This is a genomic window from Halopseudomonas sp. (assembly GCF_036961105.1).
Lineage (GTDB): Bacteria > Pseudomonadota > Gammaproteobacteria > Pseudomonadales > Pseudomonadaceae > Halopseudomonas.
The window spans coordinates 436,396-460,977 of the sequence record NZ_JBALWW010000001.1; the positions used below are offsets into that span (position 1 = coordinate 436,396).

Annotated in this window: 22 protein-coding genes; 8 read left to right on the top strand and 14 right to left on the bottom strand. The window is 60.1% G+C overall.

The window, feature by feature from the left end:
- Positions 1-155: 155 nt before the first annotated feature.
- The 3 genes from V7756_RS01980 to V7756_RS01990 are packed head-to-tail and all read left to right on the top strand — an operon-like array spanning position 156 to position 3,545.
- On the top strand, positions 156-1,541 hold the full coding sequence (locus tag V7756_RS01980; protein WP_335608482.1) for a CmpA/NrtA family ABC transporter substrate-binding protein: 1,386 nt from the start codon (positions 156-158) through the stop codon (positions 1,539-1,541).
- 59 nt (positions 1,542-1,600) lie between these two features.
- Positions 1,601-2,620, top strand: a complete 1,020-nt coding sequence (locus V7756_RS01985) for an ABC transporter permease (protein ID WP_335608483.1) — start codon at positions 1,601-1,603, stop codon at positions 2,618-2,620.
- A gap of 34 nt (positions 2,621-2,654) precedes the next feature.
- On the top strand, positions 2,655-3,545 hold the full coding sequence (locus tag V7756_RS01990; RefSeq protein WP_335608484.1) for an ABC transporter ATP-binding protein: 891 nt from the start codon (positions 2,655-2,657) through the stop codon (positions 3,543-3,545).
- A gap of 49 nt (positions 3,546-3,594) precedes the next feature.
- On the opposite strand, the gene V7756_RS01995 is transcribed toward V7756_RS01990, so the two are convergent.
- The 4 genes from V7756_RS01995 to V7756_RS02010 are packed head-to-tail and all read right to left on the bottom strand — an operon-like array spanning position 3,595 to position 5,969.
- Complete coding sequence (locus V7756_RS01995; RefSeq protein ID WP_335608485.1) at positions 3,595-4,335, bottom strand: energy transducer TonB; 741 nt, start codon at positions 4,333-4,335, stop codon at positions 3,595-3,597.
- Positions 4,332-4,760 carry an ExbD/TolR family protein gene (locus V7756_RS02000; protein ID WP_335608486.1) on the bottom strand — a complete coding sequence of 143 codons (429 nt, stop codon included), beginning with the start codon at positions 4,758-4,760 and terminating at the stop codon, positions 4,332-4,334. The genes V7756_RS01995 and V7756_RS02000 overlap by 4 nt, the downstream gene beginning before the upstream one ends.
- Positions 4,757-5,152 (bottom strand): ExbD/TolR family protein, encoded by a 396-nt coding sequence (locus tag V7756_RS02005; protein ID WP_335608487.1) that lies wholly within the window; start codon positions 5,150-5,152, stop codon positions 4,757-4,759. Before V7756_RS02005 ends, V7756_RS02000 begins: the two co-directional genes overlap by 4 nt.
- Positions 5,142-5,969: a MotA/TolQ/ExbB proton channel family protein gene (locus V7756_RS02010; protein ID WP_335608488.1), complete on the bottom strand. Its 828-nt coding sequence runs from the start codon at positions 5,967-5,969 to the stop codon at positions 5,142-5,144. Before V7756_RS02010 ends, V7756_RS02005 begins: the two co-directional genes overlap by 11 nt.
- Before the next feature lie 481 nt (positions 5,970-6,450).
- Here V7756_RS02010 and V7756_RS02015 point away from each other — a divergent pair, with 481 nt between their 5' ends.
- Positions 6,451-7,614: a type III PLP-dependent enzyme gene (locus tag V7756_RS02015; RefSeq protein WP_335608489.1), complete on the top strand. Its 1,164-nt coding sequence runs from the start codon at positions 6,451-6,453 to the stop codon at positions 7,612-7,614.
- Between the two features lie 270 nt (positions 7,615-7,884).
- On the opposite strand, the gene V7756_RS02020 is transcribed toward V7756_RS02015, so the two are convergent.
- The 8 genes from V7756_RS02020 to V7756_RS02055 form a co-directional block, all read right to left on the bottom strand.
- On the bottom strand, positions 7,885-8,790 hold the full coding sequence (locus V7756_RS02020; RefSeq protein WP_335608490.1) for an SDR family oxidoreductase: 906 nt from the start codon (positions 8,788-8,790) through the stop codon (positions 7,885-7,887).
- A 121-nt stretch (positions 8,791-8,911) separates the two neighbouring features.
- Positions 8,912-9,214 carry a hypothetical protein gene (locus V7756_RS02025; RefSeq protein WP_335608491.1) on the bottom strand — a complete coding sequence of 101 codons (303 nt, stop codon included), beginning with the start codon at positions 9,212-9,214 and terminating at the stop codon, positions 8,912-8,914.
- 146 nt (positions 9,215-9,360) lie between these two features.
- The gene (urtE, locus tag V7756_RS02030) at positions 9,361-10,056 is read right to left on the bottom strand and encodes an urea ABC transporter ATP-binding subunit UrtE (RefSeq protein WP_335608492.1); all 696 of its coding nucleotides are present in this window, start codon (positions 10,054-10,056) and stop codon (positions 9,361-9,363) included.
- A 3-nt stretch (positions 10,057-10,059) separates the two neighbouring features.
- Positions 10,060-10,896, bottom strand: coding sequence for an urea ABC transporter ATP-binding protein UrtD (gene urtD / locus V7756_RS02035; RefSeq protein ID WP_335608493.1), 837 nt, complete (start codon positions 10,894-10,896; stop codon positions 10,060-10,062).
- Entirely contained in the window at positions 10,893-11,951 is a 1,059-nt protein-coding gene (gene urtC, locus V7756_RS02040) for an urea ABC transporter permease subunit UrtC (protein WP_335608638.1), read from the bottom strand. Before urtC ends, urtD begins: the two co-directional genes overlap by 4 nt.
- A gap of 84 nt (positions 11,952-12,035) precedes the next feature.
- The gene (gene urtB, locus V7756_RS02045; RefSeq protein ID WP_335608494.1) at positions 12,036-13,739 is read right to left on the bottom strand and encodes an urea ABC transporter permease subunit UrtB; all 1,704 of its coding nucleotides are present in this window, start codon (positions 13,737-13,739) and stop codon (positions 12,036-12,038) included.
- Between the two features lie 106 nt (positions 13,740-13,845).
- Positions 13,846-15,144 (bottom strand): urea ABC transporter substrate-binding protein, encoded by a 1,299-nt coding sequence (urtA, locus tag V7756_RS02050; RefSeq protein WP_335608495.1) that lies wholly within the window; start codon positions 15,142-15,144, stop codon positions 13,846-13,848.
- Positions 15,145-15,684: 540 nt separating this feature from the next.
- Positions 15,685-16,866 carry an acetyl-CoA C-acyltransferase gene (locus V7756_RS02055; RefSeq protein WP_335608496.1) on the bottom strand — a complete coding sequence of 394 codons (1,182 nt, stop codon included), beginning with the start codon at positions 16,864-16,866 and terminating at the stop codon, positions 15,685-15,687.
- 219 nt (positions 16,867-17,085) lie between these two features.
- On the opposite strand from V7756_RS02055, the gene V7756_RS02060 reads away from it, so the two are divergent.
- Positions 17,086-18,771 carry a fatty acid--CoA ligase gene (locus tag V7756_RS02060; protein WP_335608497.1) on the top strand — a complete coding sequence of 562 codons (1,686 nt, stop codon included), beginning with the start codon at positions 17,086-17,088 and terminating at the stop codon, positions 18,769-18,771.
- A 445-nt stretch (positions 18,772-19,216) separates the two neighbouring features.
- A complete protein-coding gene (locus V7756_RS02065) occupies positions 19,217-20,578 on the top strand; it encodes a DUF1329 domain-containing protein (protein ID WP_335608498.1) in 1,362 nt (453 codons plus the stop codon).
- Positions 20,579-20,670: 92 nt separating this feature from the next.
- Here the strand turns inward: V7756_RS02065 and V7756_RS02070 are convergent, their stop codons facing one another.
- Together V7756_RS02070 and V7756_RS02075 are read right to left on the bottom strand one after the other, a co-directional pair.
- Positions 20,671-21,606, bottom strand: coding sequence for an autotransporter domain-containing protein (locus V7756_RS02070; protein WP_335608499.1), 936 nt, complete (start codon positions 21,604-21,606; stop codon positions 20,671-20,673).
- A 38-nt stretch (positions 21,607-21,644) separates the two neighbouring features.
- Positions 21,645-22,943, bottom strand: a complete 1,299-nt coding sequence (locus V7756_RS02075; RefSeq protein ID WP_335608500.1) for an OmpP1/FadL family transporter — start codon at positions 22,941-22,943, stop codon at positions 21,645-21,647.
- 192 nt (positions 22,944-23,135) lie between these two features.
- Here V7756_RS02075 and V7756_RS02080 point away from each other — a divergent pair, with 192 nt between their 5' ends.
- A complete protein-coding gene (locus tag V7756_RS02080) occupies positions 23,136-23,789 on the top strand; it encodes an MBL fold metallo-hydrolase (protein WP_335608501.1) in 654 nt (217 codons plus the stop codon).
- 108 nt (positions 23,790-23,897) lie between these two features.
- Complete coding sequence (locus V7756_RS02085; protein WP_335608502.1) at positions 23,898-24,554, top strand: OmpA family protein; 657 nt, start codon at positions 23,898-23,900, stop codon at positions 24,552-24,554.
- The last annotated feature ends 28 nt before the right edge of the window (positions 24,555-24,582 follow it).

Below are 24,582 nucleotides of genomic sequence, written 5' to 3' on the forward strand. Positions count from 1 at the left end.
GTTTTTCAGGAAAGGGTGCTTTTGCATCAGCGAAGCAAGAGCGACGCATTTTACCTGGCGCCCACCCTGGGCTTGGCGGCAGGCCCTTTTTCGGGGAGCCGGCGCCCTGCAAATTTGATGATGTTACGGACATACACTGCTAACGGAGATTTCCCATGAAGCAATCTAGCCGCAAGACCTTTGGTGCAGGCCTGTCCCTGGCGGTCGCGCTCGCGCTCGGCAGCCTGCTGCCGCTGCACAGCGCCCAGGCCGTAGAAGACCTGGAGAAGGAAGAGCTGAAGTTCGGTTTTATCAAGCTGACCGACATGGCGCCCCTGGCGATTGCCTATGAAAAGGGCTTTTTTGAAGACGAAGGCCTCTACGTAACCCTGGAAGCTCAGGCCAACTGGAAAGTGCTGCTCGACCGGGTAATCGACGGCGAACTGGATGGCGCGCATATGCTGGCCGGGCAGCCGCTGGGCGCCACCATCGGCTTTGGTACCCAGGCCGATGTGATTACCGCTTTCTCGATGGACCTCAACGGCAACGGCATTACCGTCTCCAATGCCGTGTGGGAGGAGATGAAGAAGCACATTCCGCTAGACGCCGACGGCAAACCACAGCACCCGATCAGCGCCGCCGCACTCAAGCCGGTAATCGAGCAGTACAAGGCGGCTGGCAAGCCCTTCAATATGGGTATGGTGTTCCCGGTTTCCACGCACAACTACGAGCTGCGCTACTGGCTGGCAGCCGGTGGTATCAATCCAGGTTTCTACGCCCCGGCCAAAGGTGACACTTCGGGCCAGATCAATGCCGATGCGCTGCTCTCGGTGACGCCGCCGCCGCAGATGCCGGCGACGCTGGAAGCCGGCACCATTTCCGGTTACTGCGTGGGCGAGCCCTGGAACCAGCAGGCCGTGTTCAAGGGCATTGGTGTGCCGGTCATTACCGACTACGAAATCTGGAAGAACAACCCGGAGAAAGTCTTCGGCGTCAGCCAGCAGTGGGCGGATGAGAACCCCAATACCCACATCGCCGTGGTCAAGGCACTGATTCGCGCCGCCGAGTGGCTGGATGCCGACAACAACGCCAACCGCGGCGAAGCGGTGAAGATCCTCTCGCAATCGGCCTATGTCGGTGCCGATGCCGAGGTGATTGCCAACTCCATGACCGGCACCTTTGAGTATGAAAAAGGCGACACGCGTTCGGTACCGGACTTCAACGTGTTCTTCCGCTACAACGCGACCTACCCCTACTACTCCGATGCCATCTGGTATCTGACCCAGATGCGCCGCTGGGGCCAGATTGGTGAGGCCCAGCCAGACAGCTGGTACATGGACATCGCCAAGAAGGTTTATCGCCCGGATATCTACGCGGTGGCGGCCAAGGAGCTGATTGCCGAGGGCAAGATTCCGGCGGCCGCCTTCCCTGATTTTGCCAGCGAGACCGGTTTCAAGCCGCCGCAGTCCGAGTTCATCGATAACCTGACCTACGACGGCAGCAAACCCAACGCCTATCTGCAGCAGTTCGAGATTGGCCTCAAGGGTGATGACCAGATCTGAACCGGGACCCGGCGGCGCAGCGCGCCGCCATCCCACGCGTAACCTGTGGAGATGAGCTCATGAGCAACAAACTGATTGGCTACATGGAAACCGCCGGGCTGTCCTGGATGGTGCCCATGGTCAGACTGTGCAAAGGCGAAGATGTACGCGAGCAGGCCGCCGAGCTGTTTACCAAGGTGGGTTTGCCGCTGATCGCGTTGCTGGTGTTTCTGGCCATATGGTCGGCCGGCGCGGCGCAGGTGAAAACCAGTCTGGGCGTATTGCCGGGCCCGGTTGCCGTCTGGCATCAGGCGACCAATCTGTATGACGAACACCTGCAGCAGCGGGAGAAGGCCGATGCCTTTTACGCGCGGCAGGAAGAGCGCAACGCCAAGAAGCTGGCCGCCAACCCGGAGGCCGAGATCAAGTGGCGCGACTACACCGGCAAGCCGACCTTCATCGATCAGATTGGTACCAGCCTGGTTACGGTATTCACCGGTTTTCTGCTGGCCAGTTTGATCGCCATTCCGCTGGGCGTGGCCTGCGGCCTGAGTCCCAAGCTGTACGGCGCCATCAGCCCGCTGGTGCAGATATTCAAGCCGGTATCGCCGCTGGCCTGGCTGCCGATCGTCACCATGGTAGTGAGCGCGGTTTATATCAGTGACGACCCGCTGTTCCAGAAGTCGTTTATTACCTCGGCGGTGACCGTCACCCTCTGCTCGCTCTGGCCGACCCTGATCAACACCGCAGTGGCGGTAGCTTCGATCGACAAGGACTGGATCAACGTCGGCCGGGTAATCCGCCTGAGCTGGGTAACCCAGGTATTCAAGATCGCCATTCCGGCGGCGCTGCCGATGATCTTCACCGGCCTGCGGCTGTCGCTCGGGGTGGGTTGGATGGTGCTGATTGCCGCCGAGATGCTGGCGCAGAATCCGGGCCTGGGCAAGTTCGTCTGGGATGAATTCCAGAACGGCAGCTCCGACTCGCTCGGCCGCATCATGGTCGCGGTGATCACCATCGGCATCATTGGCTTTCTGCTCGACTGGTTGATGACCACCCTGCAGGCCCTGCTGTCGCATCAGAAACCGGCCGGCCACTGAACCCATTTAACTCCAAAGATTACGAGGTGACACCATGTCCGTCGTGCAAATGCTCAAACGCGAGCTGAATGTGGCAGAGACAGCGTCTGAAGTGACAGCGCAACAAGGCAGTGAAGCCAGCAGCAACAGAGACCGCTGCTTTCTAGAGCTTTCGGGCGTTTCCATCGACTTTCCGACCCGCAAGGGCCCGTTTCGGGCGCTGAACAAGGTCAACCTGAAGATCGCCAAGGGCGAGTTCGTGTCCATCATTGGCCACTCGGGCTGCGGCAAGTCGACGGTAATGAACATAGTCGCCGGGCTGGCGCAGGCCACCGAGGGCGGCGCCATTCTCAACGGCAAGGAGGTCAACGAGCCGGGACCGGAGCGCGCCGTGGTGTTTCAGAACCACGCGCTGCTGCCCTGGCTGACCTGCTATCAGAACGTTGAACTGGCGGTCAAGAGCGTGTTCAAGGGCAGAAAGAATCGTGCCGAGATGCGTGAATGGATAGAGCACAACCTCAAGCTGGTGCACATGGATCATGCCATTCACAAGTATCCTGCGGAGATCTCCGGCGGGATGAAACAACGGGTAGGGATCGCGCGGGCGTTGGCAATGGAGCCCTCGGTGCTGCTCATGGATGAGCCCTTTGGCGCTCTGGACGCTCTGACGCGCGCGCATTTGCAGGACTCGGTCATGGAGATTCAGAGCCATCTGAACAACACCGTGATCATGGTGACCCACGATGTGGATGAAGCCGTGCTGCTGTCGGACAAGATAGTGATGATGACCAACGGCCCTTCTGCCACCGTGGGCGAGGTGCTGGAGGTAGACTTGCCACGGCCACGCCATCGCCTGGCGCTGGCCAGTGATGAGCGCTACAACCAGTTGCGCTCCGAGGTGCTGACTTTTCTCTACGAGCGTCAGCGCCGGCCAGAGGGGACCTGAGGTCTGCGGTTGCCGGGGACGGACAAGGTCTACCTTGTCCGCCCTTAGGCTAGCGCCGGTTGTTCAGCTTGAACTCCACCGGGATGACGATAGTGAGCTGCTGCTCCGACATGTCGGCGTTGAACGCCGGCAGCGGAGTGGCGCGCTTGAGCATATCCAGCACCGCTTCATCCAGGCGCCGTGAACCCGAGCTGGTGCGTATGCTGGCCTGGCTCACCGAGCCATCGCGGGCAACCACAAAGAACAGCGTCGCAACACCTTCTTCGCCGCGCCGGCGCGAGGCTGAGGGATAACGCTTGTTGCGCGCCAGTTGCGAAGCCAGCATCGAATAGTAGGATTTGGTCGCACTGCTTTGACCGCCTGTTGTGGATGCATTGCCAGAACCGGTTGATTGCTTCAGTTTATTGGCGTCGGCCTGGCTTTCGCCAGTCTGCACGGCAGCAGGCGCGGTAACTGCTTCGGCTACCGGTTCCGGTTCGCGTGGCGGCTCTGGCTCCGGCTTGGGTGGCGTTTTAACCTTGGCCACGGCCTGCTGGCGCGGCGGTGCAGGAGGCGGTGGAGGTGGTGGCGGCTTGGCTGCGGGAGGCGGCGGTGGAGCCACTTCCTCGGGTTGCTCGGTTTCCTGGGCTTCGCCCAGATCGCCAAGCATGCCCAGGTCGATCTCGATACCTTGCAAGCCGGCATCGGCCGCATCGCCTGTGGGCTTGTGGTAAGCCAGCACGGCAAAGGCCGCCAGATGCACGCCTGCCGCCAGCAAGAAAGCAATCAGCCAGTGTCGAGGACGAATCATCCGGCCTCCCCACTGGGCTGCGTGAGCAGCGTAATGCTGCGGAAGCCGGCGGCCTTGATGCTGCGCATCACTGCCTGCAGGGTTTCCACCGGCACCTGACCATCCGCCTTGACCGCAATGCTGAACGTCTCAGGGTCGCCAGCCTGCTCGAACGCCTGCACCAGCGGCGCTTCCAGCGCCTCCAGGGCAATCTCCTGATCGTTCAGCCAGAGCACCTCGTCAGCATCAATCAGCACACGCGGCGCATCGGCATCTGTCGGCGTTTCGCTGATGGACTCCGGCGGCGCGATAAACTGCGCGTCCTGTTCGCTGATCTGTCCGGCGACCATGAAGAAAATCAACATCAGAAAGACGATGTTGATCAGCGGAATCAACTGATCTTCGCTATTGTCCTTGCGCGGCGCCTCGTGCCCGGTAAAGTTCATGGCAGCACCCCGGTCATGGACACCTTGTCGGCACCGGCCTTGTGCAACTGGTCCAGCACGCTGACCAGCGTCTGGGTGCGTACGCCCGGCACCGACTCCACCGCATAGACGGCTTCAGGATCCTCGGCCACCAGAGCGGCCAGCGCAGGCAAATCCTGCAGGGCGTAGCGCTTGCCATCATGGCTCAGCTCGCCGGTGTCGCTTTCAATGCGAATCAACATGACGTTATCAGGTTCACTCTCGGTCTCGTTAGCCGAAGACAGACTGATCTGCCGCCAGTGCATAAAGTCCGAAGACAGCATGAAGAACAGCAGCAGAATGAACACCACATCAATCAGCGGTGTCAGGCTGATACCGCGCCGCTTTTTGCCCGGAAAGGCCTCAAGCTGCATTGGCCACCTTCGCGCTGTGCTGGGGTTTGGGCTGATGGGTGAACACCTGGGTTACCGCATCATTCAGGCTCGCGGCGATGCGCTCGACCCGGCGCTCCAGCCAGCTGTGAATCGCCACCACCGGGATGGCTACGGCCAGACCCACTGCGGTGGTGAGCAATGCCTGCCAGATACCGCCCGAGAGAATCGAGGGGTCAACCCGGCTGCCGGCAGATTCCATCTGTTGGAAAGCTTCGATCATGCCCAGTACGGTGCCCAGTAGGCCCAGTAGCGGCGCCAGGTTGGCGATCACTTCCAGCGGGCGCAGCAGCAGCTTGAGCTGGTTCAGCCGATAGCTGCCCACGCGTTGCAGCTCTTCTCGCAGCAGCGTCTGATCGGTGCCGTTGCGCATACCGCGCATGGCCAGCAGCAGTACCGCCGGTACTGTCTGGCGGGTATTGAGTTGCGCGATAGCGCCTTCGGCATCGCCCTTGTGCCAGAGCGACAGACTGCGGTTCACTGCGCGGCCACCTTCTGGGCGCGGCATGTTGAACTGCCACAACTTGATCAAGAGAATACTCAGCGCGGCCACCGACATGGCCAGCAGAATCCATACCACCGGGCCGCCGACCACCAGCCAGCCCTGCAGGGTTTCTGCCATGGACATCGATGCCACGGCGCTGTCATGCGCAGCGTTTACCATCTGCTCTGCGGGGAGTTGGGTCGGATCGACGCTGCTGGCTGCGCCGGCAAGGGCGTCAGGGGCGGTAGAAATTGTGCTGTTGGAGGCGGTGGTGACGGCTTCGCCTGAGGCGTTGCTGGTAGCTGCAGTGCTCACGGTATGCTCCAGAGAAAATTTTGAGGTGCAAATGATAGGTGTTCTTATTTGCATTGACAATGCATTTATTGAACCAGCCCGGCAAACCGCAGGTCTGTATCCGGTAGTGCCTTATTTTTTTGGCTACTATTGACCCTAAGGTCACTTGGTTTTATGGTTCGCACCGAACGTTGAGGCTGGCACGATCCATACGGCTCAAGTACTGACGACGAGACAGCAAGACCGCAGAACAGAGCGGGCTTATTGCTTTCGGCGCACGCCTTGGGAAGTAGGCGAACCAAAGTGGGGATACTGATCAGACGTTCGCACCCCCGGGTTGTGTGTTGGCTGAAAGCGTTCAGAGTCGCTTCCGTCGGAAGGCGTACCTCAGGCTCCTGCTCATCGAGCGGGGCGTGCGTGTGCACCTCTGCCCTGCATATCTGATCCTCTTTTCGTCCCCACGCGGTCCGTCACCCGAACTTAATGCTTTGGAGCCGACGCCATGTCCATCAAACTTGACGACTACTTCGATCGTGACACCTTCAGCCGTCTGAAGGCCGCCGCTGACCAGCGTGAAACCCCCTTCCTGGTCGTTGATCTGAAAACCATTGACCGTGCCTACGACGAGCTGGTCGACGGCTTTCCGTTCGCCAAGGTCTACTACGCCGTAAAAGCCAACCCCGCCAACGAAGTGCTCTCGCTGCTGCGCGACAAGGGCTCGAACTTCGACATCGCCTCCATCTATGAGCTGGAGAAGGTGCTGGCGCTGGGCGTCAAGCCGGAGCAGATCAGCTTCGGCAACACCATCAAGAAAGCGCGTCACATCCGCGCCTTCTACGAAAAGGGCGTGCGCCTGTACGCCACCGACTCCGAAGCCGACCTGCGCAACATCGCCAAGGCCGCGCCGGGCTCGAAAATTTATGTACGCATCCTGACCGAAGGCTCCACCACCGCCGACTGGCCGCTGTCGCGCAAGTTCGGTTGCCAGACCGACATGGCGATGGACCTGCTGGTACTGGCCAAGGAGCTGGGCCTGGAGCCCTATGGCATCTCCTTCCACGTGGGTTCCCAGCAGCGCGACATCGGCGCCTGGGATGCCGCCATCGCCAAGGTCAAGGTGATCTTCGAGCGTCTGAAGGAAGAGGACAACATTGTCCTGAAGATGATCAACATGGGTGGTGGCTTCCCGGCCAACTACATCACCAAGACCAACACCCTGCAGACCTACGCGGAAGAAATCACCCGCTTCCTGCAGGAAGACTTTGGTGACGAGCTGCCGGAAATCATCCTCGAACCGGGCCGTTCGCTGATCGCCAACGCCGGTATTCTGGTCAGCGAAGTGGTGCTGGTGTCACGCAAGTCGCACACCGCGCTGGAGCGCTGGGTGTACACCGACGTGGGCAAGTTCTCCGGCCTGATCGAAACCATGGACGAGTCCATCAAGTTCCCGATCTGGACCGAAAAGCAGGGCGAACTGGAAGAAGCCGTGATCGCCGGCCCGACCTGCGACAGCGCCGACATCATGTACGAAAACTACAAGTACGGCCTGCCGCTGAACCTCGCCATCGGCGACCGCATGTACTGGCTCTCGACCGGTGCCTACACCACCAGTTACAGCGCCATCGAGTTCAACGGCTTCCCGCCGCTTGAAGCCTTTTACGTTTAACGTAGCAGGCAGCGACAAGCAACAAGCAACAAGCAACAAGCAAAAGCCCTCACTGGAAACAGTGAGGGCTTTTTTGTGGTGTAGGGCGGATGGCCGAAGCCATCCGCCATGGCGGGTAAACCTGCGGCGTTACCCGCCCTACATGTGGTGCAGGGCAATCGGATACAAAAAAAGCCCGCCCCCGGTTGCATCAGGGGGCGGGCTTATCACGCTTGCTTCCAGCTTTTGACCTTCAGCTTGTCACTTGCCGCTTGAAGCTTGCAGCTGCGGTTAAGCAAATTTCTGGATATTGGCCATCAACTCACGCAGGGCTTCGATGTTGTCCTTCGGATGTACGGCGCCTTCGAAGCTGCACAGTTGCTCGAAGTTGGCGGCAACGTCTTCCGGGGTGAAGCCTTCATCGGGGTTGAAGCCAATGCCCAGTGAACGCTCCCAGCGTACTTTACCCATCCAGCCGCCGCCGACTTCGAACAGGCTGCCGGTCTCCTTGCAGTCGTCGGAGCAGAGGAAGGCTACCAGGGGGCTGACCAGCTCGGGCTTGAGCTTTTCAAACGCGCCTTCGGGGAACAGGCCTTCGGTCATGCGCGTGCCGCCGGTGGGGGCGATGGCGTTGACGAAGATGTTGTTCTTGCGGCCTTCGATGGCCAGGGTGCGGGTCAGGCCGTACAGGCCCAGCTTGGCCATGCCGTAGTTGGCCTGGCCGAAGTTGCCGTAGATGCCGGAGGTGGACGCGGTGAAGATGACGCGACCGAAGTTGCTGTCCTTCATGTAGGGCCAGGCAGCGTGGGTAACCTTGTAGGCGCCCTCAACGTGGACCTTGTAGACCAGATCCCAGTCGGCATCGGTCATCTTGACGAAGCTCTTGTCGCGCAGGATGCCGGCGTTGTTGACGACGACGTCGACGCGGCCGAAGTTGTCCATGGCGCATTGAACGATCTTGTCGCCATCAATCACGTTGTCGGGGTTGGCAACGGCAGTACCGCCAGCAGCCTTGATTTCTTCCACGACCTTGAGCGCGGCGTCGCTGTTGGCGCCCTCGCCCTGGGTGCTGCCACCCAGGTCGTTGACTATGACGTTGGCGCCGTGCTTGGCGAACAGCTTGGCGTGGGCGCGGCCGATACCGCCGCCGGCGCCAGTGACGATGACGACTTTGTCGTCAAAACGAATATCGCTCATGGATTCTTCCCTTATGTGCGGATTTACGGTGTGCAAATGAAAATGTGGCAGCCAGTGTCGAACAGTCGTTTGATTAAGGCAAGCTTGGCGCGACGGGTGAATGGCCCGTTATAAATGCTGGTCAGGGTAAGCGGCACGCGCGTTGCTGTTTTTTCTGCAGCTCGGCTGGCAGCAGCGCGGTATCCACCAGGGCGGCAGCGAATATCTCCAGACCAGCTGCAAGCAGCAAGGCTGGGGCATGCAGCGGGAATGCAAGGGGTGCGAACACCATGCAGCGCAGGACGCGGTCTTCTGCCGCCAATGCGGTTTTGAGCGTGGTGGCATAGGGGTTGGGCGAGCTCGGCTGGGGTTGTGGTGCTGGCGCGTGCCGAGGTGGTAGCAGTGCAAAAGGCCGTACGGGGATGAGCGCGGAGTAGCCCGACATGCGGTGGTCCTCGTGTGCAAGTGACGCGGCATTTTCTGCAGCCCGGCACGTAACGGCAACATCGCTATGGAGCCTTTGTGATGCAGGTAGCGCTTGGCAGGCGAAACAGTGCCCGGGGCCCGCGCTCGGGCCTCAGGCTGCTGTCTTCAGACGGTCAGATAACGCTGGATCAGCTCATCGTCCAGCGCGGTCATTTCGCCATTGGCGACGACGCGGCCACGCTCCATGATGAAGAAGTGCTCGGCCGCGCGGCGGGCGAAGGGCAGCTTTTGCTCGACCAGCAGGACGGTCAGGCCCAGCTCGCTGTTCAGCTTGCGGATCACCTCGCCAATGTCGCGCACGATGTTGGGCTGAATGCCCTCGGTGGGCTCGTCCAGAATCAGCAGCTTGGGGTCGAGCACCAGCGCGCGGCCGATAGCCAACTGCTGTTGCTGGCCGCCCGAGAGGTCACCACCGCGGCGATGTTTCATTTCCTTGAGTACCGGGAACAGCTCGTAGATTTGCGGAGGTATCTGCCGCGCCTTATCGGGGCGCGCGCCCAGCGAGATCTTCAGGTTCTCCTCAACGGTCAGCAGCGGGAATATCTCGCGGCCCTGTGGCACGTAGCCGATGCCGGAGCGGGCGCGATTTTCGGTGCTCATGCGGGTGATGTCCTGCCCCTTGAGGCTCATCTGTCCGTCGCGCACCGGAAGCAGGCCGGTGATGCATTTGAGTAGCGTGGTCTTGCCCACGCCGTTGCGCCCCAGCAGGCAGCTGCAGCTGCCTTCTTTCAGTTCCAGATCAAGATCCCAGAGAATGTGGCTCTGGTTGTAGTACTGGTTAATGCCTTGAATGTTCAGCACGTCTTATTCCCCCAGATAAACTTCGACCACACGCGGATCGCTCTGCACCTGATCCATACTGCCCTCGGCCAGCACCGAGCCCTGGTGCAGCACCGTGACCTTGTTGGCGATGGAGCGCACAAAGGCCATATCGTGCTCGACCACGATCACCGAGTGACGGCCCTTGAGCGAGGTGAGCAGTTGCGCGGTGTGTTCAACCTCTTCACCGGTCATGCCGGCGACCGGCTCATCCACCAGCAGTACGCGGGGGTTCTGTACCAGCAGCATGCCGATCTCCAGCCATTGTTTCTGGCCGTGGGAGAGCGCACCGGCTTCCTGCTGATAGTGGCTGGTCAGGCCGATCTGGGTGAGGACTTCATCAATGCGGTCGCGCTGCTCGCCACTGAGGTGCTTGTTCAGCGTGTACCACACATGCTTGTTGGAAGCGGTGGCCAGCTCCAGATTCTCGAATACCGAGAGCGCCTCGAAGATGGTCGGCTTCTGGAACTTGCGGCCAATGCCGCCACGGGCGATCTCGTGCTCGGACAGCTTGAGCAGATTGATACGCTGACCGAAATAGACGCTGCCGGTGTCGGGTTTGGTCTTGCCGGTGATCACATCCATCATGGTGGTCTTGCCGGCGCCGTTGGGGCCGATGATGCAGCGCAGCTCACCGTCGTCTATGTACAGGTTGAGGTTGTTCAGCGCCTTGAAGCCATCAAAACTGACGCTGACGTCTTCAACATAGAGAATCGGGCCGTGCTTGGTGTCCAGCGACTTGTCGAAGGTCGGCGTGGGCTGAACGATGTCGAACACCTGATCGGGGCGCCAGGTTTCGCGCAGGCGATTAAGCGGGTTCATGATTTGTCTCCCTTGCGGCGCAGGCGATCAAACAGGCCGACGATCCCCTGTGGCAGCAACAGCGTGACCAGCACGAACAGGCCGCCAAGAATGAACAGCCAGGTTTCCGGCGAGAAGGTGGTAAAGAAGGTTTTTGCGTAGTTGACGCTGAAGGCACCGACGATGGCGCCAAACAGGGTGCCGCGCCCGCCGGTTGCGACCCACACCACCATTTCGATGGAGTTGAGCGGCGAGAACTCACCGGGGTTGATGATGCCCACCTGCGGCACGTAGAGCGCGCCAGCGACGGCGGCCAGCATGGCGGAGAACACAAACAGCCAGAGCTTGTAGCTTTCTACCTGATAACCGCAGAAGCGCGTGCGGCTTTCAGCGTCGCGGATCGAGACGATCACCCGGCCGGCGCGTGAGGTCACTATGTAGCGGCAGGCCAGATAGCCGATCACCAATGCAATGGCGGAGGCGATGAACAGACCCACGCGGGTCGCCTTGGCGGCCAGATCAAAGCCGAGGATTTCCTTGAAATCGTTCAGGCCGTTGTTGCCGCCAAAGCCCATTTCGTTGCGGAAGAACGCCAGCATCAGTGCGTAGGTCAGCGCCTGGGTGATGATGGCAAAGTACACACCAGTGACCCGCGAGCGGAACGCCAGCCAGCCAAACACCAGGGCCAGCAGACCGGGCACCAGCAGCACCATCAGCATGGCGAACCAGAACATGTCGAAACCCTGCCAGTACCAGGGCAGCTCTTGCCAGTTGAGCACCACCATGAAGTCCATCAGCTCGGGATGACCGTACACACCACGGTCGCCGATCTGACGCATCAGGTACATGCCCATGCCGTACCCGCCCAGCGTAAAGAAGGCGCCATGGCCTAGCGACAGAATGCCGGCGTAGCCCCAGATCAGATCGACCGAGAGCGCCAGCAGGGCAAAGCAGAGAAATTTGCCGAGCAGTGCGACAGTAAAGTTGGAAACGTACAGCGGTGAATCACTGGGCACCGCCAGGTTGAGAAACGGCACGACAATCGCCATGAGGACCACCAGGCCCAGCACCAGCATTCCGCCCCGATCACTGAGTAACAGTCGTTGGGTAAGCATACTTCTTCCCTCGTTGAATTCGTTTGACTCTGGATGGCGGGGCGATCAGTCAGCCGCCGCCCGTCCTTTCTGCGGGAAGAGTCCCTTGGGCTTTTTCTGGATGAACAGAATCAGCATGATCAGCACCAGTACCTTGGCCAACATGGCGCCGGCATAGGGCTCAAGAAAGTTGTTGATCAGACCCAGGCTCATCGCGCTGACCAGCGTGCCCCAGAGGTTACCCACGCCGCCGAACACCACCACCATGAAGGAGTCGATGATGTAGGCCTGGCCCAGGTTGGGGCCCACGTTGGTGAGCTGCGACAGCGCCACGCCGGCCACACCGGCAACGCCGGAACCCAGACCAAAGGTGAGCGCATCGACCCAGCTGGAGCGCACGCCCACGGCGCGGGCCATGGCGCGGTTCTGCGACACGGCACGAACCTTCAGGCCGAGCGTGGTGCGTTTCATCACCAGCATCAGCGCGAAGAACACCATCAGACCGAAGATCAGGATGTACAGGCGGGTGTAGGTGATCGACAGCACCGGGTTGATGCTCAGCGTGCCGCTGATCCAATCAGGTGAGCTGACCGAACGGTTGAGCGGACTGAACAGGGTGCGCACAGCTTGCTGCAACACCAGACTCAGGCCGAAGGTCGCCAGCAGGGTTTCCAGCGGGCGACCGTAGAGAAAGCGAATGACGCCGCGTTCGATGGCAATACCCACCAGGGCGGTAATCAGAAAGGCCGCCGGGATGGCGATCAGCAGGCTCCACTCGATCAGATCGGGGAAGAGCACCTGGACGCCCCAGGTGGTGTAGGCGCCAATCATGATCAGCTCGCCGTGGGCCATGTTGATCACGCCCATCACGCCGAAGGTGATGGCCAGACCGATGGCGGCCAGCAGCAGCACCGAGCCCAGGCTCAGGCCGAAGAACAGGTTCTCGACAAAGCGGTAGAAGCTGATGCGGCCCTGAATCGATTCGATGGCCTCGGCGGCGGCGCCGCGAAGCTCGGCGTCGGCATCGTTCTCGGCAATACCGCGCAGGGCATTGCGTGCTTCCTGCTCCAGCGAGCCACTGAGTTCGTCAATGGCAGCAAGGCGCACGTCGCGATCGTCGGACTGCAGCTGATAGACCGCCAGCGCGGTGCTGATGGCATCCTGCACGCGGCCGGACTCTTCCACGTCCTGATGCGCGCGCAGCAGGGCGGCGGTCTCGGCATCCACGCCGTCACGGATAAACCGCTGCACGGCGGCGTAGCGTTTATCGGTGTTGGGGTGGTTCAGGTTGAGCTGCGCCACCTGGCCGCGCAGCTGAGTGCGCAGGCTGTTATTTACCGGGATGCGGCGCAGGCCCTTGCTGTCGGCCAGTTCGGCGCCGGTCAGGGCGTCAGTCAGTTGGTCGCCATTGCGAATGGCCACGACCGGTGGTTTGTCCTTGTTGGCCAGCAAATCACCGCTGACCAGGGCGTTGAAGATATCGGCCAGGCGTTCATCGCTCTGGCTGGAGAGCTGTTGCACGGTGGCGGCGCGGTCACGCAGGCTACCGCCGGCCAGTTGTTGTACCAGTTGTTCGAAACTGGGTTGCTCGAAGCCGTGCGGCGCGGCAGGCACGGCGTCGGTTTGGGCTTCGGGCGGAGTGTCGGGGGGTGTTTCCAGTTCTTGCGCGCTCGCGTGCAGCGGCAACAGGCTGAAGCAGAACAGCCAGAGCAGCGCAGCGTGCAGAAAGCGAGCAGTATGCCGGGGTGTGAAGCGGCAAAGTGGGTTCATAACTGCGGTCCTGAAGGTGTGGTTCGGGGGCAATCAAGACAGCAGCGGCGCTCCGCTGCTGCTAGTGCCGCTGGCGACTCAGGTCGCCAGCGGTGTGTCCTGCTTGTTATTCGGCTTGGGCGCCGACGCAGGTTTTGGTTTTGGTGTTGTAGTTGCCGCAGCTGATGGGCGCAGTCCAGTCGGACTTCAGATCCTTGCTGCCTTCGAGGTAGTCGGACCAGGCGTCGCCAGGCACCAGATCGTCGGTGCTGGAGACAGTCAGGAACTGGCCGTCGTCCTGGATTTCACCAATCAGAACCGGCTTGGTGATGTGGTGGTTTGGCAGCATTTTGCTGGTGCCACCGGTCAGGTTGGGTACTTCCACACCCACCATGGCGTCGATCACCTTGTCGGTATCGGTGGTGCCGGCTTTCTCGACCGCTTTCACCCACATGTTGAAGCCGATGTAGTGCGCTTCCATCGGATCGTTGGTGACGCGCTTCTCATCGCCGATGAACTGGTGCCAGGTCTTGATGAAGGCTTCGTTTTCGGGGGTGTCTTCGCTCATGAAGTAGTTCCAGGCGGCCATGTGGCCAACCAGCGGCGTGGTGTCGATACCGGAAAGTTCTTCTTCACCGACCGAGAAGGCCACCACGGGGATGTCTTCAGCGGATACGCCCTGGTTACCCAGTTCGCGGTAGAAAGGTACGTTGGCATCACCGTTGATGGTGGAAACCACCGCGGTCTTCTTGCCGGCGCTGCCGAAGCGTTTGATTTCAGCCACGATGTTCTGCCAGTCGGAGTGACCGAAGGGCGTGTAGTTGATCATGATGTCTTCTTCCGCGACGCCGGCTGCCTTGAGGTAGGCCTCCAGAATGCGGTTGGTGGTACGTGGGTAAACGTAGTCGGTACCGGCGAGTACCCAGCGCTCAACGCCGAGTTCATCCTTGAGGTAGTCAACGGCCGGGATCGCCTGCTGGTTTGGCGCGGCGCCGGTATAGAACACATTGCGCGAGGATTCTTCACCTTCGTACTGCACCGGGTAGAAGAGCATACCGTTGAGCTCTTCGATCACCGGCAGTACGGATTTGCGCGAGACCGAGGTCCAGCAGCCGAAGATGGCATCAACCTTGTGCTGCTCCAGCAGCTCACGGGTACGCTCGGCAAACAGCGGCCAGTTGGAGGCCGGATCGACTACCACAGGCTCGAGCTTCTTGCCGAGCAGGCCGCCTTTCTTGTTCTGCTCTTCAATCAGCATCAGCATGGTGTCTTTCAGGGTGGTTTCCGAAATCGCCATGGTGCCGGACAGCGAATGTAGTACGCCGACCTTGATGGTTTCTTCGGCCTGCACGCTCAGCGCACCCAGCGCCATGCTGCAAGCGACGCCCAGCGCGCCGGCCTTCTTGACCAGATTCTTCAGTTTCATGGGTACATCTCCATTGTTGTGATTGTGTCCAGTGATTGGTGTTGAGACAGCATCAGGCAGCCAGACCAATGGCGCTGGCTACTGCAGAACATATGCAGAGCATCGGCGCACGCTGCCAACCGGGTGGGTTGGTGGCTGCGGGATGTGCCGCTAAGCGGAAACCGGAGGCGGATATGACGCGACACCGCTACGGCGTGGCGCTGTGGCTGCGGTGATTCTGAGTAGTGCCCCTGAAATGAGCGAGTCATCGGTTTCCTGTCCGTCGCGGGTAGCTGCCTTGTAGGCATAAAGGGCAGAGCAGGGACCGTGCCAGAGTTTGACAATGTCACGCATTGTCAAATAAAGGCTTTTTAAATCAGCGGCTTATTCTATAGGTGGGTTTTGCTGGAACAGGGTTTTGGAAGCAGGCTGGAGCATGGTGCCCAGCGGTCGAGCACCGAGACGGTGCATCGACCTATTTTGGTGCGAAGATGCTGTCAGAGCAAAAGACGGGCAGTGTGTGGCGTACTCATCTGAAACGGTCGAGCGCCACGCACGAGGTCAGAGTAACTCGATCGCAATGGCAGTCGCCTCACCACCGCCAATACACAGTGATGCGACGCCACGCTTGCCGCCGGTGTTCTGCAGGGCATTAATCAGGGTGACGATGATGCGCGAACCGGTGGAGCCGACCGGATGGCCCTGGGCGCAGGCACCGCCGTAGATGTTGACCTTGGCGTGATCCAGGTCATGTTCGCGCATGGCCAGCATGGTCACCATGGCAAAGGCTTCGTTGATCTCGAACAGGTCGACATCATCCTTGCTCCAGCCGGTCTTGGCGAACAGGTTGCGCATCGCGCCTACCGGGGCCAGGGTGAACTCGCTGGGGTCCTGGCTCTGGGTCGCGTGGCCGACGATACGTGCCAATGGCTTGAGGCCACGCTTTAGAGCTTCGGCTTCGCTCATGATGACCAGTGCGCTGGCACCATCGGAAATGGAGCTGGCATTGGCGGCGGTAATTGAACCCTCTTTGCTGAAGGCCGGTTTGAGGGTGGGAATTTTCTCCAGATTGGCGTTGTGCGGCTGCTCGTCATCCTTGATCACCACTTCACCCTTGCGAGTCTGCACCGTGACCGGGACGATTTCCTTCTCCAGCGAGCCGTTCTCGATGGCCGCCTGGGCGCGTTTCAGGGACTCGATGGCATAGGCGTCCATGTCTTCGCGGCTGATGCCGTGTTGCGCGGCGGTATCCTGGGCGAAGGAGCCCATCAGGCGGCCGGTGCGGGCATCTTCCAGACCGTCGAGGAACATGTGATCCTTGATCTCGCCGTGGCCCATACGCAGGCCGGTACGGGCTTTTTCCATCAGGTAGGGGGCGTTGGACATGCTTTCCATGCCGCCGGCCACCATGATGCTGTTGCTGCCGGCTTTGATCAGATCGTGGGCCAGCATCACGGCTTTCATGCCGGAACCGCACAGCTTGTTGATGGTGGTGCAGCCGGTGGCGGCGGGCAGTCCGGCGTTCAGGCTGGCCTGGCGGGCCGGGCCCTGCTTGAGGCCGGCGGGCAGCACGCAGCCCATGATGACTTCCTCGACCGACTCCGGCTCGATACCGGCGCGCTTGATCGCTTCACGGATACTCAGGGCGCCCAGATCCACGGCGCTGACGCCAGACAGGCTACCCTGGAAACCGCCCATCGGCGTGCGTGCGCCACTGACAATGACAATGCTCTGATCAGACATGCTGGGGACTCCATTTTATTGTGATTGAAACTATGAATTAGGATTCAGTCATAAAGCGACTTTTGTTTACAATTATACGCTTAATGGCCTCGAATAAAATCCGTATGATGGATCGCGCACTACGCCACCTGAGCTATCCTGAAGCTATTTGATATAGTGTCTGCGCGGCTCTGGCACGCTTCTTCTGCCCTGACAATCCCAACAAGACTAGGTCATTTCATGCTTAATACTCGTATCCTCAAGCCTACCGATGAGGCGCGCTCCACGCCCTTGCTGATCAAGAACCTGCTGCTGTCCGGGCAGCGCTACGAGCGTACTCAGGAAATCATCTACCGGGATATCAGCCGGTACGATTATGCGACGTTCAACGAGCGCGTATGCCGCGTAGCCAATGCCCTGACCAAGGCTGGCGTCAAGGCCGGCGATACCGTCGCCATGATGGACTGGGATAGCCACCGCTATCTGGAATGCATGTTTGCCGTGCCCATGCTGGGCGCGGTAATGCACACCATCAACGTGCGGCTGTCGCCAGACCAGATTCTCTATACCATGAACCACGCCGAAGACGTGGTGGTGCTGGTTAACAGTGAGTTCGTGCCCATCTACAAGGCCATCGAAGACCAACTGACCACGGTCACCACTACCATTCTGCTGACCGACGAAGACAACAAGGAAGCCGATCTTCCCGGTTTCGCCGGCGAGTACGAGCAACTGCTGGCGGCGGCCGAACCGGCCTACGAGTTTGCCGATTTTGACGAAAACTCGGTGGCCACCACCTTCTATACCACCGGCACCACCGGCAACCCCAAGGGGGTGTATTTCACCCACCGCCAACTGGTGCTCCACACCTTGTCCCAGGCGGCCTCGCTGTCGGCGCTGGACACGGTGCGCCAGTTCGGCAACCGTGACGTCTACATGCCGATCACGCCCATGTTCCACGTGCACGCCTGGGGTATCCCTTATACCGCGACCATGCTGGGTCTCAAGCAGGTTTACCCGGGCCGCTACGAGCCTGAGCTGCTGGTCGATCTGATCAAGCAACACAAGGTCAGCTTTTCGCATTGCGTGCCCACCATTCTGCAGATGTTGCTCAATGCCAAGGGTGCCGAAGGTTTCGACTTTGGCGGTATGCGCGTGATCATCGGCGGCAGCGCCTTGAACCGCAGCCTGTATGAGACTGCCAAGGCCAAGGGCATGCAGCTGGGCGCGGCTTACGGCATGTCGGAAACCTGCCCGATGATTTCCGCCGGTTATATCAACCTGGAGCTGGAAGAGGGCAGTGAAGATCAGCGCATCGCCCATCGCATCAAGGCCGGTGTGCCGGGCCCCATGGTCGAAGCGCAGATCATGGACACCGAGGGCAAGCTGCTGCCCAAGGATGGCAAGACTCAGGGCGAGCTGGTATTGCGCGCTCCCTGGCTGACCCAGGCTTATTTCCGTGAGCCGGAAAAGAGCAAGGAGCTGTGGGAAGGCGGCTGGATGCACACCGGCGATGTGGCCACCATTGACCCGATGGGTTTTATCGATATCCGCGACCGGATCAAGGATGTGATCAAGACCGGTGGCGAGTGGCTGTCGTCGCTTGAGCTGGAAGATCTGATTAGCCGCAACCCGGCGATTCGTGAAGTGGCTGTAGTGGGTGTGCCTGATCCGCGCTGGGATGAGCGCCCCTTCGCGCTGGTGGTCCCGGCGCCCGGACAGGAAGTGACTGCGCAGACCTTGAGTGAGCACCTGACGCCTTTCGTTGAAGAAGGCCGCATCAACAAGTGGGCCATTCCGACCCAGATTGCGGTGGTCAGTGAAGTGCCCAAGACCAGCGTTGGCAAACTGGACAAGAAGCGCATTCGTGGCGAGATTCAGCAGTGGCTGGAGTCAAACGATGCCTGTATCTCATCCTTGAAATAAGCTGAGCCTGGTTGTCCCGGACCGCCCGCCGAGTAATCGGTTGGCGGTCTTTTTGTGGGTGCTACCGGGTCTGCTGAGCAATTGTCACCGAATGTCTCATCGGCAAGTGCCTGGGTTGTCGCTTCTGCGCGCTCCAGCGCCCGTGGCAACAGGCTTTGCGGCTATCATTTCAGGTTTGAATAATGGCTTGAAGTGGGACAGACGGGCTTGATTGCCAGCATCCCAATCTATAAAGTGCTCGGCTCCTCAAGGAATATAAAAAGCCTAACAATCCTTAACGCTGTGTTGCCGTGGTCAATGACCCTGCGGCACGGGCGTTTTTGTGCGTCTACACTTTATGCAGGCGCGATGGCCGCGCTTCCTTGATGTCACCCATCCGGCCTTGTAGCTGTGGAGTTCCAGCAGCGCTGAGCCGCCAATAATCAAGCAAAACAAGGGCGAATCGATGAAACCCATTCTTCTTGCTTCTACTTTTCTGGCCTCCGCGCTGGCCGCACAGATCAGCTTTGCCGCTGCCGACGCACAGAAAGTTGCCGAGCTCGGCAACAGCCTGACCCCCGTAGGCGCCGAAACTGCCGGCAACGCCGCAGGCAGCATTCCGGCCTGGACCGGTGGTCTGGCAACCGACGCTGCCGCCGTGGACGCCAATGGCTTCTTTGCCAATCCCTACGCCGACGACCAGCCGCTGTTCGTGATTACCGCAGCCAACTACGAGGAATACGCCGATCAGTTGGCCCCAGGCCAGATCGCCATGTTCAAGCGCTATCCTGAAACCTTCAAGATGCGCGTATTTGAAAGCCGCCGCAGCGCTGCCCTGCCGCAGGAAGTCTACGACGCGGCCAAGCACAATGCTGCGAATACCGAGCTGGTTGCCGGTGGCAATGGCTTGACGAATTATCAGATGGCCTACGCCTTCCCCATTCCCAAGGATGGTCTGGAAGTGATCTGGAACCAGATCACCCGTTACCGCGGTGCTTCGCTGCAGCGCACCGTGACGCAGGCCACCCCGCAGGTGAACGGCAATTACAACCTGGTGCGGTTTGTTGAAGAGTACGTGCTGCCAAGTGCCCTGACCGATTACGATGCCAGCGCCAACAATGAGATGCTGTATTACTTCAAGCAGCAGGTAACCGACCCGAGCCGTCTGGCCGGTAACGTACTGTTGGTGCACGAGACCATCAACCAGGTCGCGAATCCGCGCATGGCGTGGATCTATAACGCCGGCCAGCGCCGCGTTCGTCGCGCTCCACAGGTGTCCTACGATGGCCCAGGTACCGCAGCCGATGGCATGCGTACCTCCGACAACCTGGATCTGTACAACGGCGCGCCTGACCGCTACGACTGGAAACTCGAAGGCAAGCGCGAGATGTTCATCTCGTATAACAACTTTGAGCTGGCGTCGCCCGACGTCAAGTACGATCAGATCTTCCAGGCCGGTCACATCAACCAGGATCTGGTGCGTTACGAGCTGCACCGCGTCTGGAACGTGACCGCAACCGTGAAAGAAGGCGAGCGTCATATCTATGCCAAGCGCGATTTCTTCCTTGACGAAGACTCCTGGCAGGCTGCGCACATCGACCATTACGATGGCCGTGGCGAGCTCTGGCGTGTGGCTGAGGCCGAAGCCCTGCAGCGCTTCCCCGACAAGGTTCCAAGCTATGCGATGGAAACCCTGTATGACCTGGTGGCTGGTCGTTATCTGGCCATGGGCATGAACAACGAAGAGCGCAACAACTACGACTACAGCTACAAGGCGTCAAGCAACGACTTTACGCCCACGGCGCTGCGTCAGGCAGGTGTTCGCTAAGCGTTGATCGTACCGGCTTGCCTGTGGCAGGCCGGCACAACAAAAAGGCGTATGGATCACTCCATACGCCTTTTTCGTATCTGGGGGAGCGATCAAAAGCTGACCGCCAGGCTCAGGGCGGTGCCGGATACGCCATCGCCGAACATCTGGCGAATCAGCACCCGCGTACGGGTGATGAAAACCGGGTAGGCGCTGGAATCAAATTCTATGCCCGCGCCGACGGTAGACAGGCGCACAAAGCCCAGCGCGCCGCGTTGCTCACCCAGGTACTCCGAGTGCGAGTACTCCAGCACGTAGCGCAGCGGGTTGTGCATCACAGTCCAACCGGTGGGGGCGCGGTAGCGGGTCCAGAGATTGGCGGTCTGTGCAGTCACATTGCCCTCGATGGCCCGGTCGCCACCGATATTCTGCAGATCCAGGTAGCTGTAGCGCAGCTCAAGATCGGCTTCGTAGTCGTCACGCACCCGCTCCCAGTCGAGCATCATGGCGCCACCCAGCCCCAGTGAACTCATGTGGCCATCGTCGAGAAACTCGATCTCGCGGTCCAGCTCGTAGCTCAGATACAGGCGAGCCGAATTGATGTCGCTGCTGATGTAGCCCAGCGCGATGTTGCCGATGGGGCGTATGACCCATTCATCATTCAGTGCAAAGTCCCAGCCGATACCACCGGCGGCGGACACCGAGGTCCATTTCACCGGAATGCTGCGGGTATCGATGCCGTCACTGGCAACGAACTTGGGGTCGTAACGGCTGTAGGCAATCGAGCCCTCCAGATACAGTGGCAGCTCATCGCTCATGGTGGCGCCGCCGCCCAGCTGAGTCATGGTCAGTGCCGGGTCGCCGGTTTCGTTGTCATTGATTTGCAGCGCGCTGGAGGCGAGATCCAGCGTCATCGAATAGGACATCAGCGCGAGCACGCCATTGATCTTGTCTTCCACGCTGGTCTGAGTCAGTTGCAGGGGGGCGGCCAGCGCCGATGGCGCAGAGAGCAGGGTGAACAAGCTGAGGTAGTCAATCGGTCGGAGCATGATCGCGAAGGCTCAGCGCTGCAGCTTGGCCGGGGCGCTCAAAGGCGCCACACCGCGCCGCCACCCAGAATATGCAGAGCGCTGCTGTCATAGCTGCCATAGAGCGTATCGCCGGAACGGGCCTTGCTTTGCGACAGCTCCATGTCGCCCAGCCAGACCAGGGTGTAGGCCAGGTGCAGGTCGAGGCTGTCGTCCACCTTGTAGTTAAGCCCGCCGGCAAAACGCCAGGTATCGGCGGCGGGATTGTCTGCCGTCCGGTCTGCGTCCTCGACCATGGCGCTGTCGTAGCCGACCCCCATGCTCCAGCGCAGCTGCGGGCTGGCCTGATACTGCGCGCCCGCCGAGACATGCCAGGTATCCTGATACTGGCGATCCACCCCGGTAGAGACGCTACCGGCGGCGGCCTCCACTTCCACGCCTATGTCGCCAAACTGGCTCCAGTCCTGCCAGCCCAGGCTGGTCAGCAGGGTCCACTGCGGATCGACCTGATAGCGCGTGCTCAGCAGCAGGGTCTGTGGCACCTGCATGGACAACTCCAGGCTGTTGATATTGGCCGTTTGCAGCGCGGTGTTCAGTAGCGGGTTATTGATGTTGTCGAAACGGGGGCGATCTTCAAATTCGAGATCCACCTTGCTGGTGTAAGCCAGGCCGATGTCCATGCGCTCGTTGAGATGGTAGAGCGCGCCCAGATTGAGGCCCAGGCCGATATCGGTGTCCTGGTATTCCAGTTGGCCGTCGCTGCGTGCGCCGCCGAGGCCAAGCACGTTATTGTCCACCGCTGCCTCGGTGCGATAGTAGCCATACATGATGCGCGGCCCAATTCCCAGCGACAGCTTGTCGTCCACCTTGTAGGAATACACTGGCTCCAGGCTCAGTCCGATGATAGCGGCCTGCTGAGTGAAATAGCGCCCGGCCCAGTCGTCGTCGTACTTCACCGCCAGCCCGAAGTTGCCGTACAGGCCAAAGCCGATGCTGGACCTGTCGTCCAGCTGATGGCTGATGAAGAAGCTGGCGCCCGGCAGATAATCCAGCGCATTGCCGCCGTTGCCGCCGGTAAAGTCGCTGCTGGCATCCCGTGAGAATTTGATGTCACCGATGATCAACTGGCCGCTGGCGTTGATCTGCGTTCCTTCCAGTTGCGAGATGCCGGCGGGGTTGCTCATCAGCACGCTGGGGTCGGTGGCCAGGGCAGCGGCGCCGGCATTGGCCAGGCCGGCACTTTCCTGACCTGCTTCGTAAAGCATGATACCGCCCGCGCTGGTCGGGTTGGCCCAGACTGCAATTGCTGTCACTGCCAAACCACTGAGCGCACGTAACGACACGGGTGAAGTGATCATGCTCATCTGCTGCCCTCTCTGGTCCCTGATTGGCGAAGTGGTCACTGCGGTCAAGATTACAGCGTAGCCAAGCGCCGTATTTTGGCCAGCCATACGCGCAGACAAACACAAAAGTGCTGCCGTGCCTGGTTATACTGCACGCTGTCTGCTATCCGTTGCGCGCCAAAGCGCCTGCCATTGCAAGGAGGTTGTATGTCTGCTGTCGCGCCCGCGCCAACCGCGCTGATCCGTGAAACCTTTGCGGTCGGCCCGCTTGGCTGCAATTGCACCATCATCGGCGACCCTATCAGCAAAAAGGCGCTGGTGATTGATCCCGGTGGCGATCATCAACTGATTCTTGATCGGCTGGACGTGCTGGGCCTCAAGGTGGTCAGCATCATTCATACCCACGCACACCTGGATCATTTTCTGGCCTCCGGAGAGATGAAGAAGGCTACCGGCGCCAGCCTGCACCTTCACCAGGAAGACCAGTTCCTCTGGGACAATCTGGAAATGCAGTGCAAGATGTTCGGCGTGCCCTACAAGCCGGTGCCGGCGCCGGATCAATGGCTGCATGATGACGAGGAGCTGGCCTGCGGTTGCGGCGTGGCGTTGCACACGCCGGGACACACGCCAGGCTCGATGAGCTTCTGGTTTCCGCAGGACAAGCTGCTGATCGCCGGCGATACCCTGTTTCGGCGTGGTATCGGGCGGACCGACCTATGGGGCGGTGATTACCAGAAAATTGAACGATCCATCCGCGATCGGCTCTATAGCTTGGATGAAGAAGCTGTAGTGGTAACTGGCCATGGTCCGGATACGCGTATTGGCGACGAGATTCGCGACAACCCCTTTATTCGAGGCTAACGTGAATCAGGACCCATCCAATGCAGTTTCGCAGGGAGGCATGGCGCTATTGCGCTGCCAGTCTCTGTGTGGCCGCCATCAAACAGATAACAGAAGAAAGGGAAAAACATGATGAAAAGCCAAGGTTTGATTGCTGCCGGCGTGTGCGCGCTGGTATTGACCGGTTGTACCAATAATCCTTACACCGGCGAAGAAGAAGCGGGCAAGTCCGCCAAGTATGGTGGTATAGGTGCGCTGGCCGGGGCCGCCATTGGCGCCGCCACCTCCAGTGATGAGGACCGTGGCAAGGGTGCTTTGATTGGCGCTGCGGTGGGTGGTGCAGCCGGCGGTGGTTACGGTTATTACGTTGACAAGCAGGAACAGCGCCTGCGTCAGGAACTGACCGGTACCGGCGTGCAGGTCGTGCGTAACGGCGACAGCATTCAACTGGTCATGCCGGGCAATATCACTTTCGCGTCTGGCTCATCGGATATTTCCAGCAGCTTCTATCCAACGCTGAATTCGCTGGTGAAGGTATTCAAGGAGTTTGATCAGAACGGTATCAACATCGTGGGTCACACCGATAGCACCGGTTCCAATGAGTTGAACATGCGCCTGTCGCGTGAACGTGCCAGCGCTGTTGCCTCCTACCTGTCGGGGCAGGGTGTTGCCGGCGGTCGCATCAGCAGCGCAGGCGTCGGGCCGAGCCAGCCGATTGCCAGTAACGATACCGAAGCGGGTCGTGCGCAGAATCGCCGGGTAGAGATCAATCTGCGTCAGATGTAAGACGGCAGATCAAAGAAAAGCCGCGCCG

Bases quoted from the DNA above. Each gene is read 5' to 3' on its own strand.
- urtA (WP_335608495.1), bottom strand. From the start codon at position 15,144: ATGAAACTGAAGAATCTGGTCAAGAAGGCCGGCGCGCTGGGCGTCGCT.
- V7756_RS02000 (WP_335608486.1), bottom strand. From the start codon at position 4,760: ATGAACTTTACCGGGCACGAGGCGCCGCGCAAGGACAATAGCGAAGAT.
- V7756_RS02060 (WP_335608497.1), top strand. From the start codon at position 17,086: ATGCTTAATACTCGTATCCTCAAGCCTACCGATGAGGCGCGCTCCACG.
- V7756_RS02070 (WP_335608499.1), bottom strand. From the start codon at position 21,606: ATGCTCCGACCGATTGACTACCTCAGCTTGTTCACCCTGCTCTCTGCG.
- V7756_RS01980 (WP_335608482.1), top strand. From the start codon at position 156: ATGAAGCAATCTAGCCGCAAGACCTTTGGTGCAGGCCTGTCCCTGGCG.
- V7756_RS02005 (WP_335608487.1), bottom strand. From the start codon at position 5,152: ATGCAGCTTGAGGCCTTTCCGGGCAAAAAGCGGCGCGGTATCAGCCTG.
- V7756_RS01990 (WP_335608484.1), top strand. From the start codon at position 2,655: ATGTCCGTCGTGCAAATGCTCAAACGCGAGCTGAATGTGGCAGAGACA.
- V7756_RS01995 (WP_335608485.1), bottom strand. From the start codon at position 4,335: ATGATTCGTCCTCGACACTGGCTGATTGCTTTCTTGCTGGCGGCAGGC.
- V7756_RS02065 (WP_335608498.1), top strand. From the start codon at position 19,217: ATGAAACCCATTCTTCTTGCTTCTACTTTTCTGGCCTCCGCGCTGGCC.
- V7756_RS02025 (WP_335608491.1), bottom strand. From the start codon at position 9,214: ATGTCGGGCTACTCCGCGCTCATCCCCGTACGGCCTTTTGCACTGCTA.
- V7756_RS02085 (WP_335608502.1), top strand. From the start codon at position 23,898: ATGATGAAAAGCCAAGGTTTGATTGCTGCCGGCGTGTGCGCGCTGGTA.
- urtC (WP_335608638.1), bottom strand. From the start codon at position 11,951: ATGCTGGTGCTGGGCCTGGTGGTCCTCATGGCGATTGTCGTGCCGTTT.
- V7756_RS02055 (WP_335608496.1), bottom strand. From the start codon at position 16,866: ATGTCTGATCAGAGCATTGTCATTGTCAGTGGCGCACGCACGCCGATG.
- V7756_RS01985 (WP_335608483.1), top strand. From the start codon at position 1,601: ATGAGCAACAAACTGATTGGCTACATGGAAACCGCCGGGCTGTCCTGG.
- V7756_RS02075 (WP_335608500.1), bottom strand. From the start codon at position 22,943: ATGATCACTTCACCCGTGTCGTTACGTGCGCTCAGTGGTTTGGCAGTG.
- V7756_RS02020 (WP_335608490.1), bottom strand. From the start codon at position 8,790: ATGAGCGATATTCGTTTTGACGACAAAGTCGTCATCGTCACTGGCGCC.
- V7756_RS02080 (WP_335608501.1), top strand. From the start codon at position 23,136: ATGTCTGCTGTCGCGCCCGCGCCAACCGCGCTGATCCGTGAAACCTTT.
- urtD (WP_335608493.1), bottom strand. From the start codon at position 10,896: ATGAACCCGCTTAATCGCCTGCGCGAAACCTGGCGCCCCGATCAGGTG.
- V7756_RS02015 (WP_335608489.1), top strand. From the start codon at position 6,451: ATGTCCATCAAACTTGACGACTACTTCGATCGTGACACCTTCAGCCGT.
- urtB (WP_335608494.1), bottom strand. From the start codon at position 13,739: ATGAACCCACTTTGCCGCTTCACACCCCGGCATACTGCTCGCTTTCTG.